Source organism: Pseudolysobacter antarcticus (assembly GCF_004168365.1).
In the GTDB taxonomy this organism is placed as follows: domain Bacteria; phylum Pseudomonadota; class Gammaproteobacteria; order Xanthomonadales; family Rhodanobacteraceae; genus Pseudolysobacter; species Pseudolysobacter antarcticus.
Window position 1 is genome coordinate 3,771,228 of record NZ_CP035704.1, and the last position, 17,562, is coordinate 3,788,789.

Here is a 17,562-nt window from a genome sequence, read left to right on the forward strand (position 1 = left end):
ATGAGTCATCGGGAAATCCGCGTTGAACTCGGCGCGCGCAGTTATCCGATCTGGATCGGCCCCGGCCTGCTCACGCAATCAGCGCTGTGGCGCAGCAGTATCGGCGGCCGGCATGTGCTGATCGTCAGCAACAGCACGGTCGCGCCGCTGTATCTGCAGACCGTCATCGCGGGCCTGCAGACGCTGAGCTGGGATAGCCTCATCTTGCCCGACGGCGAAACCCACAAGACGCTCGACAACGCCGGATTGGTGCTGGCGAAACTCGCCGGGATCAAGGCCAGCCGCGATGCGACCGTGATCGCACTCGGTGGCGGCGTGATCGGCGATCTCGCCGGATTTGCGGCGTCGTGCTACATGCGCGGCATCGCGTTTGTGCAAATGCCGACCACGTTGCTGGCGCAGGTTGATTCGTCGGTCGGCGGCAAAACTGGCGTGAATCTGCCGGCCGGAAAAAATCTGGTCGGCGCATTTCATCAGCCGCGCGCCGTGGTGATCGATACCGATACCTTGGCGACCTTGCCCGAACGCGAATATCGCGCAGGGCTGGCCGAAGTCGTGAAGTACGGCGCGCTCGGCGATGCGGATTTTTTCGCGTGGCTGGAACAAAATGCCGACGCACTGATCGCGCGTGATGCTGCCGCGATGACGCACGCGATCGCCACCAGTTGCGCGCACAAGGCTGCGATCGTCGCGCGCGACGAACACGAACTCGGCGAACGCGCGCTGCTTAATCTCGGCCACACCTTCGGCCATGCGCTTGAAACCGCCACTGGTTATGCGACGCTATTGCATGGCGAAGCCGTGGCGATCGGCATGCTGCTCGCCGCGCAACTTTCGACCCAGCTCGGTCGCGCTCCGGCGGCGGATGCCAAACGACTGGCGGTGTTGCTGCAACGCCTCGGTTTGCCGATCAATATTCCGCCCGGCATCGCGGCGGAAACGCTGTTTGCACATATGCAGCTCGACAAGAAAAATATCAGCGGACGACTGCGGCTGATCCTGTGGCGCGGTATTGGTCATGCCGAAATCGTCGCGGACGTGACCAGCACCGAAGTAATGCAGACGCTGAACAACGCGACCGAAGCAGTGCATCACTGAAATCGAATCGTATGACGCAAAATCGCGTGTTGTCTGATCGCATCGGCTAAACTAGGTGCATGCGTATCTACATGCAAACCAAACCTGCCGCCGCGGAAGCGCCGCGTTATTACCAGATCGCGCTGCAGCAGGATCTGCTCGGCGGCTGGACGCTGACCCGCGAATGGGGCCAGACCGGCGGCCGCATCAGCCTCAAGCAGGAAGTGTATCTGGAGCGCGACGATGCGTTGAGTGCCTTCGAACTCGCGCGTGATGCGCAGCTCAAACGCGGATTTTTCATCACGTTCAGTCAAGGCCTCGAAGGCCGCGCCTTCGGCTGAAGCTAACTCAAAAACTACTCGGCAATTGCTCCTTCATTGCTCTACCTCTGGCATCCATGCCATCGTACGCTCGGTACGTTTTTGAGCCACTTCACGCTACTCCAACTCTCAAGCCCGTCAAGAAACTCATGTCGCAAATTGCCCCGCTCAACGACCGTTTCCTGCGCGCGCTGAAACGCGAGCCCGTCGACAAGACTCCAGTCTGGATCATGCGCCAGGCCGGGCGTTACTTGCCCGAATATCGTGCCACACGCGCCCGCGCTGGCGATTTTCTGACGCTGTGCAAGACGCCGGAACTGGCCTGCGAAGTGACCTTGCAGCCGCTCGATCGTTTCGCCCTGGATGCGGCGATTTTGTTTTCGGACATCCTCACCATTCCCGATGCGATGGGCCTCGGCCTGCATTTCAGCGAAGGCGAAGGTCCGCAATTTGCGCGCCCGATTCGCACCTCGGCCGACATCAATCGGCTTGCCGTGCCCGATCCCGAAGTCGAACTGCGTTATGTCATGGATGGCGTGCGCACGATCCGCCATGCACTTGCTGGAAGAGTGCCGCTGATCGGTTTCGCCGGCAGTCCGTGGACGCTTGCGTGCTACATGGTTGAAGGTCGCGGCTCGCGTGATTTCGCGCGGGTCAAGGCGCTGTGCTGGAACGAACCCGAACTCGCGCATCGCCTGCTCGATGTGATCGCACGCTCCGTCGCAATCTATCTCGCCGCGCAAGCCGCCGCCGGTGCTCAGGCGTTGATGGTGTTCGATACCTGGGGCGGGCTGTTGCCACCGATGCAATTTCACGAATTCTCGCAGCGTTATCTCGGCCAGATCGCACTGCTGTTGCAAAGCGATCCGAACACACGCGACGTGCCGCTGATTTTTTTCAGCAAGGGCGCCAACAGCCATCTCGAAACGCTCGCCGATACCGGTTGCACGGCGCTCGGCGTGGATTGGACCATCAGCCTCGAAGAAGCGCGTCGGCGTGTCGGTCATCGAGTTGCGCTGCAAGGCAATCTCGATCCGGCCGTATTGAAGGCCTCGCCCGACGTGATCCGCGCGCAAGTGCAAGCGACCCTGCGAAGTTTCGGCAACGGCCCCGGCCACATTTTCAATCTCGGTCACGGCGTGACGCCGGATATCGATCCGGAAAATGTGCGCGTGCTGGTCGATGCGGTGCATGAGTTCAGCGGGCATCCGTACGCTTAGAAATCCTTGATGCGTGCGCGGGAGATTTTTCACTCGCTCTTTTGCTCGCTCTTTTTGCGCGCCCTCTTTTCGCTCGTCATTCCACGCAGGCTGGAATGACGGTTAGCTTTTGGGGTTTCGCAGATCGCGCGGCGCGTGGACGATAGCCATCGCAATCTTTGCATCGCACGTATTTCGGTCTAGAGTCACAGCCTGACTTCGACCGACCTACTCCTTGCGGGAAACTTGCGATGCCTATCGGATTTCTGCGTCACGCTCTTTGCGCGCTCGCGCTAACTGCAACTTTCGCTACCGCCGCCGCGCCAGCAAACACTCCACCGCTGGCACCGGATATTCCGAAAAAATTTGAGGTTCCGACCGACAACGCGGATTTCAGCAAACGCGAAGTGATGATCACGATGCGCGATGGAATCAAGCTGCATACCGTGATCGTCGTGCCGAAAAATGCGCACCACGCGCCGATCATTTTCACGCGCACGCCGTACAACGCGAGCAAGCGCGCCGAACGCAATATCAGCCCGAGCATGCTCGCGACTTTGCCGATGGGCGATGAGGTTTTTGTCAGCGACGGCTATATCCGCGTGTTCCAGGATATCCGCGGCAAATATGGCTCGGAAGGCGATTACGTGATGACGCGGCCGCTGCGCGGGCCGCTGAATTCGAGCAAGGTCGATCACTCAACCGACGCCTACGATTCGATCGACTGGCTCGTGAAAAACGTGCCCGAAAGCAACGGCAAGGTCGGCATGATCGGCTCGTCGTACGAAGGCTTCACGGTGCTCATGGCGCTGGTCAATCCACATCCCGCGCTCAAGGTGGCCGTGCCGATGAGCCCGATGGTGGATGGCTGGAAAGGCGACGACTGGTTCCACAACGGCGCATTTCGCCAGACCAATTTCGACTACATCTACAGCCAGACCATCGCGAAAGGCGAAGGCAAACATGTCGCGCGCGGCGGCTTTGACGACTACAGCAATTTTCTGCGCGCGGGCTCGGCTGGCGACTACGCAAAACGCTTCGGTTTCGATCAATTGCCGTACTGGAAAAAACTTTCCGAACATCCGGCCTACGATGCCTACTGGCAAGGTCAGGCGCTCGATCCAGTGATCGCCGCGCAACCGCTGACCGTGCCGCGCATGATCGTCGCCAGCTTGTGGGATCAGGAAGACATGTACGGCGCGCTCGCAACGTATGCAGCGACCGAACCGAAGGACATCAACAACGACAAGAATTATCTCGTGCTCGGCCCGTGGCGCCACAGCGGCGTGAACTACGACGGTAGCGTGCTCGGGCCGCTCAAGTTCGATGGCGATACCGCGTTGCAATTTCGCCGCGACGTGATGAAGCCGTTTCTCGATACGTATCTGAAAGACGGCGCGGTAAAAGCCGATACGCCGCCGGTGTTCGTCTACCAGACCGGGATCAATCGCTGGCAGCGCCTGTCGCACTGGCCGCTGGCCTGCAAAAAAGATTGCACGGCGATATCAAAACCGCTGTATCTGCAGGCCGGATTGCATCTTGGTTTTGATGCGCCGAAAACGGCTGCAGAAACTGCAACATTCGACGAATATGTCTCCGATCCGGCCAAGCCGGTGCCGTACCTGCCGCGCCCGGTGCATTTCGAGGATGGCGACGCGTGGAAACGCTGGCTGGTCACCGATCAGCGCTTCGTCGATGGTCGCCCCGATGTACTCAGTTATACCTCCGCAGTGCTGACGACCGCGGTAAGAATTGCCGGCGCGCCGACGGTGAATTTGTTCGCCTCGACCAGCGGCACCGACAGCGACTGGGTGGTGAAGCTCATCGATGTTTATCCCGATGAAATAGCCTCGCAGGCGGAGCTGGGTGGTAACGAAGTTGGTATCGCGATGGATATTTTCCGCGGCCGTTATCGCGACAGCCTGGAGCATCCGCACGCCATCGAGGTGAACAAAGTGGAAAAGTATATTTTTTCACTGCCAAACACGAATCACGTATTCCTGCCGGGCCATCGCATCATGGTGCAAATCCAGTCGAGCTGGTTCCCGCTGTACGACCGCAATCCGCAGACCTATGTCGAGAATATTTTCTTCGCCAAGCCGGATGATTATCGAAAGGCGACGCAGCGGGTTTATCACGATGCGGCAACGGCGAGTTTTATTGATTTGCCATTGGTGCCGAATGAATGAGTTGTGGTGTTTCTACTACAAACAGTTTCTTCAACGATCCGCCAGAGGAATGAACTCAAGATACGGATTAGAAGTCTACTTGGACAGCTTAGCCCACGCTGATGAGCAGGAAAATACGAAGAACTGATCCGACGAAACTGCCTGCCTAGGCCGGAAAAAAAGCCATGTCGAAATCGAAACTGAAGGCGCCTCGGAAGCAACATCCTCAAGCTCCGAAAAAGCCCGCTCAAGCGCTTCAAGCAATCAGAATTGCCTGGCGCCGTATCGTAATCATCGAATCGAAAGAGCCATTTGACCACCACAATGGCGAAGAGCTGCGTCGGAAATTTCAAGCCGCATGGGCATCAGTCGGTCTTTCGCTTACTTACTATTCGGTTGGGTGCATCCGCGAATTCCAAGACGCGCTAGAGACCGAGGCAGCGAGATCGATCACTGAAGGGGCACCTCTGCTGCATATTGAAGCTCACGGCATGCCGGATGGGATCGAAACTGCGGACGGCGGCAATTTCAGTTGGCACCTAATCAAGAAGCCGCTGTCACTTCTCAATCAGCAAGGCGCAGGCCATCTAGTTGTCATCCTTGGCGCTTGCGATGGTGTGCAGCTATACGAAGCACTCATTGGTGGAGGGCATACTCCGTTTGCCGCTTATATCGGCGTGGTCGGGAAGATTAATTCCCGGATCCTCCTTGATGCATGGGAAAATTTCTACGCGACTCTTCTATCTACGAAGAGTCTCAATTCCGCCGCGGTGGCGGCGAACCGAGTCCTAAAAACGTCGTTTCAACCGATGCTGGAAATAGTCACAGCAGCGGAGATTTTTCTACGTGCCACCGACAACGTGCTTGAGCTTGAGTTCAATCGCACCGTGTTGCGTCGTCGCGCGTTTAAGATGCTTAAAGAAGTAAATCGAAATCACTTCTTGGACCCGAAAAGATGGCGTCTGATTGGCCGAACGGAAGCGTTAAAGCGCCTCCTCGATGCGCGCGAGAACGACGTGAAGTCAATAGTCGGCAAATGCCTCGGGGTAGAGAAACCCGGCTCACCGTTGGCGGATACATTCACAAACCATTTCTCTCTAGCCGCACACCAATGTCGCTTACCGAACGGAAAGTCCCTGCGTCGCGCACACGTCAAGCGCTGGCGCAATCAACGGGGGAACCGCACAAACGGGCAATCGTTTGCAATTATTCCCGAAGAGATCGGAATGGGTTAAATAACCGATCAACAGTTACGCGTGATTACAGGACGGGCTACTCATCGACGATCAGTTACGAATCTGCAATCCATTCGTGATCGCACCCCGACCCGTGCGTAAATCGCGCCACGCGACCTAGTTCGCCGTTGCTTGCGCCAGCGCATCGGCCAATTGCGCACCACTAATCGGCTTGCGCAAAAATCCATCCATGCCGGCGGCACGTGTCCGTTGCTCTTCATCGCCACCGGAACGTGCGGTGATCGCGATCACAAACAAACGCGGTGTGTTGTTGTTGCGCTCGCGTTCGCGCAGCAGACGCGCGAACTGGAAACCGTCGATGCCGGGCAGATCGAGGTCGAGCAACACCCGATCGATTTCACCGCGTTCGAGTTCGGCCAACGCCGCCAGTCCGTGCGGCGCGTGGCGCACGTTGTGACCTTGCGCTTCGAGCAGGCCGACGATCACACGTGCGATCGTGGCGTCGTCCTCGACCAGCAGAATCCGCAAACTTGCCGTGGGCTTTATCAACGTTTCTGCAGTAACGATGTTGCCATTCATCGGCTGGATAACGGCATCTGCATTTTCGGCAGAAACTTCCGGCAGCGGCAGGCAGACGTTGAAGGTCGTGCCCACACCGAGCGTGCTTTCGACATCGATCGTGCCGCGCATGACCTCGACCAGCTCGCGACAAATTGCGAGTCCCAGTCCGCTGCCGCCGTAACGTTGCGTGATGCCACCGTCGGCCTGCTCGAAACGCTGGAACAGACGTTCGCGCAATTCGGTGCTCATGCCCGGCCCGGTGTCGTGCACGCTCAGCAATACGCTGCCGTCCGCGGCGCGCGTGAGGGCAATGCCGACGCTACCGTGCTCGCAGAATTTCAAGGCGTTGTTGCACAGATTCAGCAAAATCTGTTTCACGCGCAGCACATCGCCAGCGACAAATATCGCCGCATCTGATGCGACGCGAACATCGAATCCCAGATTTTTCTGCAGCGCCAGCGGTTGCTCCAGCGCATGCACTTCGCGCAATAGCCCGGGCAGATCGAACGGCTTCGATTCGAGCTCAAGCTTGCCGGCTTCGATGCGCGCGAGATCAAGCGCATCGTTGACCAGACGCAACATCAGGCTGCCCGATTGCGCGATGGTTTCGGCGTAACCGCGTTGACGTGCATCAAGCGGTGTGCGCAATAAAAGTTCGGTCATGCCGAGCACACCGGTCATCGGCGTGCGAATTTCGTGACCCATGTTGGCGAGAAAACCAGACTTCGCCGCACTCGCCTGCTCGGCCCAATGGCGTTGCTGTTCGGCCAGCGCAAATTGATGCCGCCGATGCACGCGTTTCCGATAACTGAGGAACATCGCGAGCAGAAACAAACTGCCGATCAACGCATAAAACGCGTAAGCAAAAGGCGTCAGCCACGGCGCACGTTTGACTTCGATCCGCAGCGGTATCGAACTCGCACTCCATACGCCATCGGCATTCGCGGCACGGGTCTGCAACTGGTATTTTCCGGCCGGCAGCTGACCGAATTCGCGTACGCCGCGACTGCCGTTATCGACCCACGCGGGATCGTATCCGGCCAACTGGAATTGATAACGATTGCCCGCCGGATTGGCGAACGACAACGCGTGCGCTTCGACGCGCAGATCGCGATCGTTCCAATTCAGCTCGATCTTCGCATCGGTCGCCGGCAACGCCAGTCGCTGCGCATCGCGACTGATGCTGATATCGCCCAACACCAGCGGCGGCGCGATCGGATTGGTGCCGAATTTCGCCGGATCGAACGCGACAATTCCGGCCAGATTCGCAGCGAACAAAATGCCCTGCGGCGTGCGCACGAACGCGCCGTCGGCGAATTCGGTGCTGATCAGGCCATCACGAATATCGAACTGGCGAATCGCGCGCGATTGCGGATCGATGCGAAATAATCCGCGCGCACTGCTCACCCAAAGTTGTCCGGCGGCATCGATCACCATGCCGCCGGCTTCGACCGCTGGCCAGCCGTCTGCGGCGTCGATTCGTCCGATTGATTTCAAGCCGTTCGCATCGATCTGAAAATGTTCGAGTGTGCCAAATGTGTGCAGCCACAACGTGCCGTCGGCGGCAAAACTCAGTGCGTGCACTCTTTGCGAAGGCGCGCCTTTCGGCGTGACAAAATGCTGGCTGGCGCTATCGAAAAACTGCAGACCTTCGGCATGCGCGAGCCAGAGTTTTGCCTGCGCATCACAACGCAGCGCTGTGATATCAACACTCGCCAATCCGCTCGCACCGGCAATAAAACGCGTGATCGCGTGCGTTTTTGCATCGATGCGATGCAACGCGCCGCCGCGTGCGCTGGCCCAGATCGTCTGCTCGGGACACGCCAGCAAGATGTTGAAAACGCCGGGCATCAGCGCATCGTCGCGCTTGGCATCCAGCGGCAAAACCTGCAGCGTATTTTTGTCGAGATCAAAAATACCGAGGCCGGCGCGATGCCCGATCCAAAGCTGGTGTTGCTGATCCGCCAGTACCGACAGCGGCCGCAAATCCTTGACTGGCAAACGCTCCGACACATGCTCGACCTTGCCATCCTGCGCATCGAGGCGATCAACGCCGCCGTTCACGCTGACCGTCCACACGCCGTGCTGCGCATCGGTGCCGAGCCCGACAAAGTTATTGCCGCTGAGGCTGTGCGCACTGCTCGGATCGGCACGAAACATGGTGAAGTTGCGCCACTGCGGCGGCAGGTGCGCGAGGCCGCCATCGGTCAGCGCAAACCACAATCCGTTTTCGTGATCGCGCAGCATGTCGAACACACGATTGCCGGGCAGACTGCCGGCCAGCGCGGGATTCGGCGCGTACGTGGCGAGCGTGCCATCGGCCTGCAGCCGACTCAGGCCAAGTTTGGTGCCGATCCACAGATCGCCTTGCGCATCGCGCTGCGTGGCAAATATAGACAGGCTCGGCAAGGTCGCGCCCAACGCCTGCCGTGCATGCAGATCGGCGTCGATGCGCCATACGCCCTGATCGCTGCCGAGCAGCACACTATCGTCTTTTTCCGCGCTGATGCTGCGCGCTTGCAACGCCGCTGTCGGCGCAAAATCGACATGCCGAATCGTGCCGTCGCGCTCGCGCAAATCAACCCCTTTGTCGGTGCCGATCCACAAACGTCCGCGCGCATCGAAATACAAACTCAGCACGGTATCGGATGACAAACTTCTGGCATCGGCATCGTTATGATGCAGATGGGCGAACCGGCCATCCGCAAGTTGATGATCGAGGCCGGTGCTCGCCGTGCCGAACCACATCGTGTCGTCGCCGCTGTCTTGTGCGATTGCCCAGACATCGTTATCTGCCAAGCTGTTGGCATCGACCGCATCGTGGTGAAAATGGCGGAAGCCGTCGCGCGGAAGATCCAGCAGATTCAAACCGACATCATCGGCGCTGAGCCAGACCCGATTCGTACGATCCACATACAACGCCGAGACGCTATTGCCGGATAGTGATTGCGGCTTCGCCGGATCGTGTCGCCAGACGCGAAATCCGCTGCCGTCGTAACGCGCTAATCCATCATGCGTACCGACCCAGAGAAAACCGTCGCGATCCTCTGCAAGTTTGCTGGTGCGTGTCGCCGGCAAGCCGTCTTCGACACCGAACTTGCGGAACAGCGGCGTGCTGAACAAGCTGTCGGCGGCGAACGCATTGCCGATGCCGATCACGCCTAGCAGCGCTGCAAAAAAAATGCGCGCGCGTCGATTGAGTTTGATCGAATCGATCGTGCCGTATCGAGCGTATTTATCCGTAGTCACCCGATTCTCCCCGGAAGCTTCGTGCACACGTTACGCCATGCCGGCGATGGCGTGAAGTCGGCGCGCGGCTACTGCGCGTTGTGCGGATTTGCGTAGAATGCCGCCATGCCTTCAACCAACCGCCGCGTGCGCCTGCTCACTCTCGCTATTGTCGCCCTGCTGCTGGCCGCATTGTTGTGGATGCTGCTCGGCGCGCTGCGCAGCGCGGTGGCGTTGTGGCACGAACTCAGCGACCTGCCAACCTGGCTGAGTGTGAGCCTGGGATTGCTGGTCGCGGCTGTCGCCGGCGGCGGCATCTGGCTCGGCTGGCGCGTGCTGCATCCGCGCGCGCGCAAACAGAAGCCGGTGGTCGCGCCGACCCGGCCCGAAATCGACGAGCGCATCGCGCGCCTCGAACAACAGCGCGCTGATACCAGCCAGCTCGAAGCCGAGTTGCGCGAGCTCGACAAACGCCGTCACGAAGGCGATGTGTATGTCGCGGTATTCGGCGAAATCAGCGCCGGAAAAAGCAGCGTGATTCGTGCGCTTGCACCCGGCGCACAAGCGCAAGTCGATGTGCTCGGCGGCACCACGCGTGCGGTCGAACATTATCGCAGCACGCTGAAAAATGGTCGCGAGGTGGTGTTGTCGGATGTGCCCGGCACACGCGAAGCGGACGCCGCAGCACGCGAAGCACTCGCGCGTGATGAGGCCTTGCGCGCGCATCTGGTGTTGTACATTTGCGCGGGCGATCTGACGCGCGAGCAGGATGCCGAACTGCGCTGGCTGGACGGCTTCGGCAAGCCATTGATTCTGGCATTGAACAAAATCGATCAACTCGGCGAACACGATGCGAGCGCGCTGGATTCCGCGTTGCGCACACGCTATTGCGACGTGGTCGACGCGCAGGTTCTGGTCAGCGCCGGTGGTAGCGAGCAGGTCGAAAAAGTCCATGCCGACGGCAGCAAGGAATCGCACTCACGCGCGCGGCCCGTGCAAATTGATGCGCTGCTCGCCGCGATCACACGCCTCAGCGCACGCGGCGCCGAAGCGCTAGAACCGGCGCGCGAAACCGCGGTGCTCGGCGCGCTGTCGCAACGCGCCGGCGAACTCGAAACCAGCACACGCGCAACACAGGCGCAAACGCTGATCACGAGTTACACGCGCCGCGCGATTGTCGGCGCGATGGCCGCGGTCGCGCCGGGTAGTGATCTCGTGATCCAGGGCACCCTCGCGACCGCGCTGATTCGCGAACTCGCACGCACCTACGATGTGGCGATTCGCGAAATCGATATCGATGCATTTCTCAAACAGGCCAGCTTGAGTCTGCGCGCGAGCACCGCGATCGTGCTGGCGATTGCCGGCAACGCGATGAAAGCGTTTCCCGGCCTCGGTACGCTCGGCGGCGGTGTTGTGCATGCGATTGCCTACGGTCTGATTTTCGACAGTCTCGGCCGTGCCGTCGCGACCACGCTGGCCGAGCAGCAGCAGTTTGATCAGGTCCATGCATCGGCGACGCTGAAAAAATTATTGGCGCAGACCAGTGGCGAACGCATGCGCGAAATTGCCGCGCTGGCATTACGCGCACATCAGGAATACGACCTGAAATAGTCCGATCGCTGCGCGTTTTGCAGTGATGTCCGATTTGCGGCGGAAATTCCGTATCCCGATACAAGCCGGTCATTTCGCCGGCATTGTTCAGGGAGAACCGCCATGACGCGACATTCCATCCGCTCCTTCAGCCCACGAAAAAGCGCCGATACCGCAAGCCCAGCGACATCGGGACAGCGCGCGCAGAGTGTGGGATTACGCTGCTCGCGATTTTTGTTCGTGCTGTGTGCACTGCTCATCACCACGGCCAGCATACACGCGCAAATTTATCGCGCCGACGTCGATTTTAATGGCGGCAATTATTTTGTCGACGCGTTTTCTGGCAGCGCAACCGACACCTATCGCGGCAAGAAACTGGTGCATCTGGACAACGGCGATGTCGTTGTCGCGGGACTCGTCCCGAACATGCGCGGCGGCAACGCCGGCGGCCTCGGGCTCGTGCGTTACAACGCCGCGGGGCAACGTGTGACATGGGCCAATCCCGGCGCAACTGGGTTCGACGGCAATCAATACGTGGTGTATGACGCCAACACGTTGGTGCCGCGGCCGATCGATGACGTCAAGGACATCGTCGTATCGGGCAATCTGCTGTTCGTACTGGTCGATGTGCAGGGTTATGGATTGCATTTCAGCGGCAACCCGCCGATGCCCGTGCCGGCGTTCACTCGCTACGCATCGGATGTGATGGTGTTCAATACCGATGGCAAATTTCTCAGCAGTGTCGAGATGGGTTCCACCCTCGCGGACGAGGGCGATCCACGCAATTTTTTCGGCGGCGGCATCGCTGTTTACCAGAACAGTCTGCTGTTGAGCGACGGCGGAGTTTCACTCGTGTTTGCCGGCAGCGCGATCGAGAGCAATGTATCGCGGCCGGTGTTCCAGCGTTTCTCGTTGGACGCGACGGATGGTTCGCTGACCTCGGTCACCGGCATCGTCTATCCGAATCCCGGCAATTATTGTCCGACCAATCGCGGCTGCGAAATCAACGGGCTGGCGCTCGGCGGTCGACTGACAGTGACCGGCCCACCGCGCATTTATCTGGGCGGATCGCGCCAAGCCACCCTCGGCGACAACGCCGATTGGGATTTCATGGTGATGCGGGTCAGCAGCAACGGCGCGCCCGATACTTCTTTCAATACCGCAGGCGTCAACGTGATGCCATTCAATATCGCGCCCGGCAACTTGGGCGATCACGGGCGATCCATCGCTGTGCTCGGCAGCAACGGCACGACGACGAATGAACGCATTTTTGTCGGCGGCGATGTCGCAGTCAATTGTGGCGACGGCATGGGCGTGGTCAAGTTCAACGGCGATGGCACCCCGGATTCGACGTTCGGTTCGGGTGGACTCGCCAAGCGATACTTCGGTTCGGAGTATTCGTCATCGGGCTGCATGGTGCCGCGTACTGATAACTACACCCACAGCATCACGCTTGCCGAAGGTCTGATCGCTTTCGCCGGGCAGCGCAACACCGCTCCGTTTTTCATCAGCCCCGATAGCGTCGATGGCGTCGTCGCATTCATGGACATGCAGTCGGGCTCCTTAATAAGCTTCGACATCTACCCGTATGCGGAGACGGCTGGTGGATCACGCTCGCGGCATTCTGGTCTGTGGGGCATCGTCGCAGCCGGCCACGGCGCGTTCACCGCGACCGGCGATGTGCGTTATTTCACCTCTTCCGGCAGCAGCGTATCCGGAAAAATGCAGTACGCCACGCTACGTTTCAGTGACCGGATTTTCAGAAGCACACTAGGCCATGGCGACGATCCGGTGACACCGTGAGGTAAGAAGATCCGTCGAGCCAGCGCCGCTGCCTGCTTCACGAAATTCCATTCCCGTGCCCTGAGGTATGCCATGAAACATCGATATGACAAGCGTATTTTCCGAACGATGATTCTGCTCTTGGCAAGTCTTTTCCAGCTCAGTGTTTTCGCCGCCGGTGCTGGTGCCGATCATCCGCTGGTGGGTCGTTACGAGGGCTCAAAACTGGTCGGATATTACGTGCGGAACTACGACGAAATCGACGTGATGAACGGACCTATCGCCAACAGCCTGCGCAACCCATCCGCGCCGGGATGGCTGCATCTCGAAGGCAAAATTCAGCTGTATTACTACCAGCTGCCGGCAAGTCATTCTTCGTTTGAAGTACTGCGAAATTACCAGGACAGCTTGAAATCCAAAGGCTTCGAAATCGTGTTCACTTGCGCGACGTCCGATACTTCGTGCTACATGAAACGCCCGGGCCACGCCGTCACAACTGGCCCATACGACTTTGCCAACGCGCTTGATGCCGCGCCGGAATTGCCGCGCTACAATGGCGATTACATGCGCAATTATTTCCAAACCAGCGCGCGTTATCTGCTCGCCAAACTCGATCGCAACGGCAGCACGGTTTACGCGAGCATCGCACTGGCGGAAGGCAGTCGCGAAAGTCTGGCGATCGTGCGCGTGGTCGAGAGCAAGGCGATGGAGTCAGGAAAAATCGCCTTCGTTGGCGCCGATGAAATGCGGCAGACCATCAGCAATGCCGGGCGTATCAGTCTTTACGGGATCCACTTCGATTTTGATCGCGATGCGATTCTGCCGGACTCGAAACCGACGCTGGATGAAATCGCCAAGCTATTGCAGGCCGACCTGACGTTACGCGTAAACGTAGTCGGCCACACCGATGGACAAGGCAAGACCGCCTACAACCTTGATCTTTCGCGCCGTCGCGCAGCGAACGTCGTCGCGACACTCGCGCACGATTACGGTATCGATCCGGCACGGCTGCAACCACGCGGCGCTGGCGCCAGCGAGCCGCTCGCAAGCAACGACAACGATGCGGGACGTGCGCAGAATCGGCGTGTGGAACTCGTGCGATTGTGAGCGTGGCCGTGCTCGCGCACGCCAGATTTTATCATGTGCCGCGACGCATGCACGCTGAGGATTTTTTTGCGCCGCGCCGACGAAGCGGTTATCGTCGCGCTCGCATGCAAAATCAAACCGAAAGTATCGCGCGCCTGCTTCAGCGCTGGCGCGATGGCGACAGCGACGCGCTCGAACGTTTGCTGCCGCTGGTCTACGCTGATCTGCGGCGCATTGCCGCATCGGTATTGCGCGGCAGCTCCGGCCACGCCACGTTGCAAACCACCGCGCTCGTACATGAAGTGCTGCTGCGCCTGCTCGGTCGAGCGCCCGCGGATTTTAGCGACGGCGCGCATCTGCTGAACGCCTCGGCGCGCATCATGCGCCAGATTCTGGTCGATCGCGCGCGCGCTGCCGGCGCAGAGAAACGCGGCGGCACGTGGTTGCGCGACGACTTCGCCGAAGCGCTGGAACTGCCGATTCCGGACGGGACCGATCTGGCCGCACTCGATGACGCATTGAACGAGCTGGAGTCCGTCGATCAGCGCATGTCGCAAGTGGTCGAGTTGCGATTTTTTGTCGGTCTCAGCGTCGAGGAAATCGCCGGTACGCTCGGCATCACCGCACGCACCGCGAATCGCGACTGGGTCGCCGCACGCAGTTGGCTGAAACAGCGCCTCGAAGCGTGAACCGATAACACCATCGTTTGACAGCACGCTCCACTGCGCGGAAAAATTTGGCATGAACGATACCGAAAAATTGGCTTTGCGCATCGCGCGCGATGCTCTCGATACCGACGCCGCCGCGCGCGACGAATTTGTCTCGCTGCGCTGCGGCCACGATGCCGCGTTGCTACGGCAGGTGCAAAGCCTGCTCGCGCGTATTTCAGCCGACGAAGATTCGACCGATGACGCCGTGCAAGACCGCGAACCCGTCGATGCCTTGATCGGCACTACGCTCGGCGCGTATCGCATCGTCGAGCAGGTTGGCCGAGGCGGCATGGGCGTGGTCTATCGCGGCTTGCGCGAAGGCGAGGATTTTGCGCAAACCGTGGCGATCAAACTGATACGCCGCGGTTTCGATTTCGGTGACGTGCACGCGCGTTTTTTGCGCGAGCGGCGCATCCTTGCGCGACTCGCACACCCACATCTTGCACGCTTCATCGACGGTGGCGTGGCGCCGGATGGGCGACCGTGGTTCGCGCTGGAATTCGTGCGCGGCGAATCCATCACGCGCTGGTGCGATGTCCAGCGACTCGACCTGCGCGCACGCGTGAAATTATTCCTCGATGTCTGCGCCGCGGTGCAATACGCGCACACGCAATTGATCGTGCATCGCGATCTGAAACCCGGCAACGTGCTTGTCGATGAAACCGGCGCGGTGCGTTTGCTCGATTTCGGCATTGCCGGGCTGCTCGAAGGCGACGAGGAAAATTTCGCCGCACCGCTGACCGTAGCGAGCCGCCAGGTGATGACGCCGGAATACGCCGCGCCCGAACAGTTCATCGGCGCGACGGCCGTGGTCGCCTCCGATGTGTATGCGCTCGGCGTGATTCTTTATCAGCTGATCGCTGGCGTGCTGCCGTATGAATTCGATCGCGGCGATCTCGTCGCCGCGGAACGCTGCGTGCGCGAAGTACCGCCGCAATCGCTGTCGGCGGCCATCCAGCGCGCGGCGCGCAGCGATGCCGATACGCCCATCATTTCGGATGCAACGATCGCGACCGCGGTGTGGCCCGCGACGCTGGCGCAGACCGATGCGGATGCGCGCGCCGCCGCGCAATCATCGCGTACGACCGATATTGTCACTACGCGCCTGCTCGCACGGCGTACCGGCTTGCGCGCGTATCGCAATACGGTGCGCGGCGACCTGTCGCGCATCATCGAGAAGGCCCTGGCGAAAGAACCGTCGCGTCGTTACGCCACGGTTGATGCATTTGCCGAGGATCTGTCACGCTGGCTTGGCGGCGAACCGGTACGCGTCACCGGCCAGCGTTTCGGTTATCGGCTCGGCAAGTTCATCACGCGCAATCGCGTCGCGGTCGGCATCGCCGCGGCGCTGAGCCTCGCGCTGATCAGTGCGACCGGATTCGCGTTGTACAAAGCGCATCAGGAAGGCATCCAGCGCGATGCCGCGATCGACGAAACAGCACGAGCCACCGCGGTGCGCGAGTATGTGATGTTGATGTTTGGCGACGCCGCTAAACGGCGTGACAGTACAACGACGACGGCACGCGATATCCTCAAGCAAGGCGCGCTGGAAATATTCACGAAGTACAAGGATCGACCGAAGGACGGGCAGGAAATCGCGCTAAGTCTCGCCGAGCTGTACATGCAGATCGGTGATGTCGAGGGCGCAATGCCGCTGCTCGAAGGTCTTATGGCGTGGCCGGATATCGAGAAAAATCCGTCCGTGCTCGCGAGTGCCCGTTATGATTTTTCGCAAGCTGAATATATGCGTGGCAAGAGTGCGCATGCGCGCGAATTACTCGATTTGGCGCAAGCATTCTGGAGCACGCAGCCGCAGCGGTTTCAGGTGATTCTCAACGAAAGCCGCGCGCCGCAGGCTCAACTGGAACGCACTGAGGGCAAGGGCGAGCAGTCGGTGATCACGCTCCAACACGCGATTGCCGAACGGCGTGCATTGATCGGCAGTTCGGATCGAGAAGTGGCCGCCGCATTCAATTCTCTAGTACTGTCACTGACTCTTGTCGGCCGTTACGAAGACGCGATCAACGCGGCGAAGGAAGGTTATCAAGTTTGTGTCGATCTCGGCCAGGCAAACACGGCCACGGGTTTGGCGCTGATCAATAATCGCGCGATTGCAGAAACTTATCTCGGCCGTTACGACTGGGCCGAAGCCGATTATCGTCTCGTTGTGAATATGCGCCAGGAACTGTACGGCGAGTCGCCCGAACTGGCCGGCGCGCAGAACAATCTGGCGCTTGCGCTGGCGCGCCAGAATCGCATGGAGGAAGCCACACATCTGCTCGAAGACGCGTTGCGCATTTCGCTCGCGCAGGCCGGCGAATCCGGTCGCGAAACAATGATGTCGCGCGCCAATCTGGCCGACGCCTACGCCACGACCGGCCGCGCCACCGAAGCGCTGCCGCTGGCCGAAGCCGCGTTGAAAAACGGCCTTGCGCTTTACGGCGCAAAATCCGCATTCACCGGCATCGCCTATCGCAGTCGCGCCAAGACGATGCTGGCGCTCGGCAAAATCGCCGAAGCACGCGCCGATCTGGACGCCGCAACCGCGGTGTTTGTCGGCATGGGCAAAGGCGGCGAAATCCAGCTCAAGACACTACTGCCATTGCGTGAGAAACTCGCGGCGCACGAATAGGATCGAATGATCG

At 59.7% G+C, this 17,562-nt stretch carries 11 protein-coding genes; 10 read left to right on the plus strand and 1 reads right to left on the minus strand.

Going from position 1 to position 17,562, the window contains the following annotated elements:
• From aroB to ELE36_RS16215, 5 genes are all read left to right on the plus strand, one after another.
• Window positions 1-1,098 (plus strand): 3-dehydroquinate synthase, encoded by a 1,098-nt coding sequence (gene aroB, locus ELE36_RS16195; protein WP_129835104.1) that lies wholly within the window; start codon window positions 1-3, stop codon window positions 1,096-1,098.
• A gap of 59 nt (window positions 1,099-1,157) precedes the next feature.
• On the plus strand, window positions 1,158-1,418 hold the full coding sequence (locus ELE36_RS16200) for a WGR domain-containing protein (RefSeq protein WP_129835106.1): 261 nt from the start codon (window positions 1,158-1,160) through the stop codon (window positions 1,416-1,418).
• Window positions 1,419-1,546: 128 nt separating this feature from the next.
• Window positions 1,547-2,617, plus strand: a complete 1,071-nt coding sequence (gene hemE, locus ELE36_RS16205; protein ID WP_129835108.1) for a uroporphyrinogen decarboxylase — start codon at window positions 1,547-1,549, stop codon at window positions 2,615-2,617.
• A 245-nt stretch (window positions 2,618-2,862) separates the two neighbouring features.
• Window positions 2,863-4,785, plus strand: coding sequence for a CocE/NonD family hydrolase (locus ELE36_RS16210; protein WP_425480920.1), 1,923 nt, complete (start codon window positions 2,863-2,865; stop codon window positions 4,783-4,785).
• Window positions 4,786-4,949: 164 nt separating this feature from the next.
• Entirely contained in the window at window positions 4,950-5,999 is a 1,050-nt protein-coding gene (locus ELE36_RS16215) for a hypothetical protein (protein ID WP_129835112.1), read from the plus strand.
• Between the two features lie 117 nt (window positions 6,000-6,116).
• Here the strand turns inward: ELE36_RS16215 and ELE36_RS16220 are convergent, their stop codons facing one another.
• On the minus strand, window positions 6,117-9,770 hold the full coding sequence (locus ELE36_RS16220; protein ID WP_165371655.1) for a hybrid sensor histidine kinase/response regulator: 3,654 nt from the start codon (window positions 9,768-9,770) through the stop codon (window positions 6,117-6,119).
• Window positions 9,771-9,875: 105 nt separating this feature from the next.
• Between ELE36_RS16220 and ELE36_RS16225 the strand changes: the two genes are divergently transcribed.
• The 5 genes from ELE36_RS16225 to ELE36_RS16245 all read left to right on the plus strand — a co-directional run bounded on the left by ELE36_RS16225 (window position 9,876) and on the right by ELE36_RS16245 (window position 17,549).
• Window positions 9,876-11,360, plus strand: a complete 1,485-nt coding sequence (locus ELE36_RS16225; protein WP_129835116.1) for a GTPase — start codon at window positions 9,876-9,878, stop codon at window positions 11,358-11,360.
• A gap of 102 nt (window positions 11,361-11,462) precedes the next feature.
• Entirely contained in the window at window positions 11,463-13,142 is a 1,680-nt protein-coding gene (locus ELE36_RS16230) for an NHL repeat-containing protein (RefSeq protein WP_129835118.1), read from the plus strand.
• Window positions 13,143-13,214: 72 nt separating this feature from the next.
• Window positions 13,215-14,228, plus strand: a complete 1,014-nt coding sequence (locus ELE36_RS16235; protein ID WP_129835120.1) for an OmpA family protein — start codon at window positions 13,215-13,217, stop codon at window positions 14,226-14,228.
• A 104-nt stretch (window positions 14,229-14,332) separates the two neighbouring features.
• Window positions 14,333-14,896 carry an ECF-type sigma factor gene (locus ELE36_RS16240; protein ID WP_165371656.1) on the plus strand — a complete coding sequence of 188 codons (564 nt, stop codon included), beginning with the start codon at window positions 14,333-14,335 and terminating at the stop codon, window positions 14,894-14,896.
• A gap of 52 nt (window positions 14,897-14,948) precedes the next feature.
• Complete coding sequence (locus ELE36_RS16245; RefSeq protein WP_129835124.1) at window positions 14,949-17,549, plus strand: serine/threonine-protein kinase; 2,601 nt, start codon at window positions 14,949-14,951, stop codon at window positions 17,547-17,549.
• The last annotated feature ends 13 nt before the right edge of the window (window positions 17,550-17,562 follow it).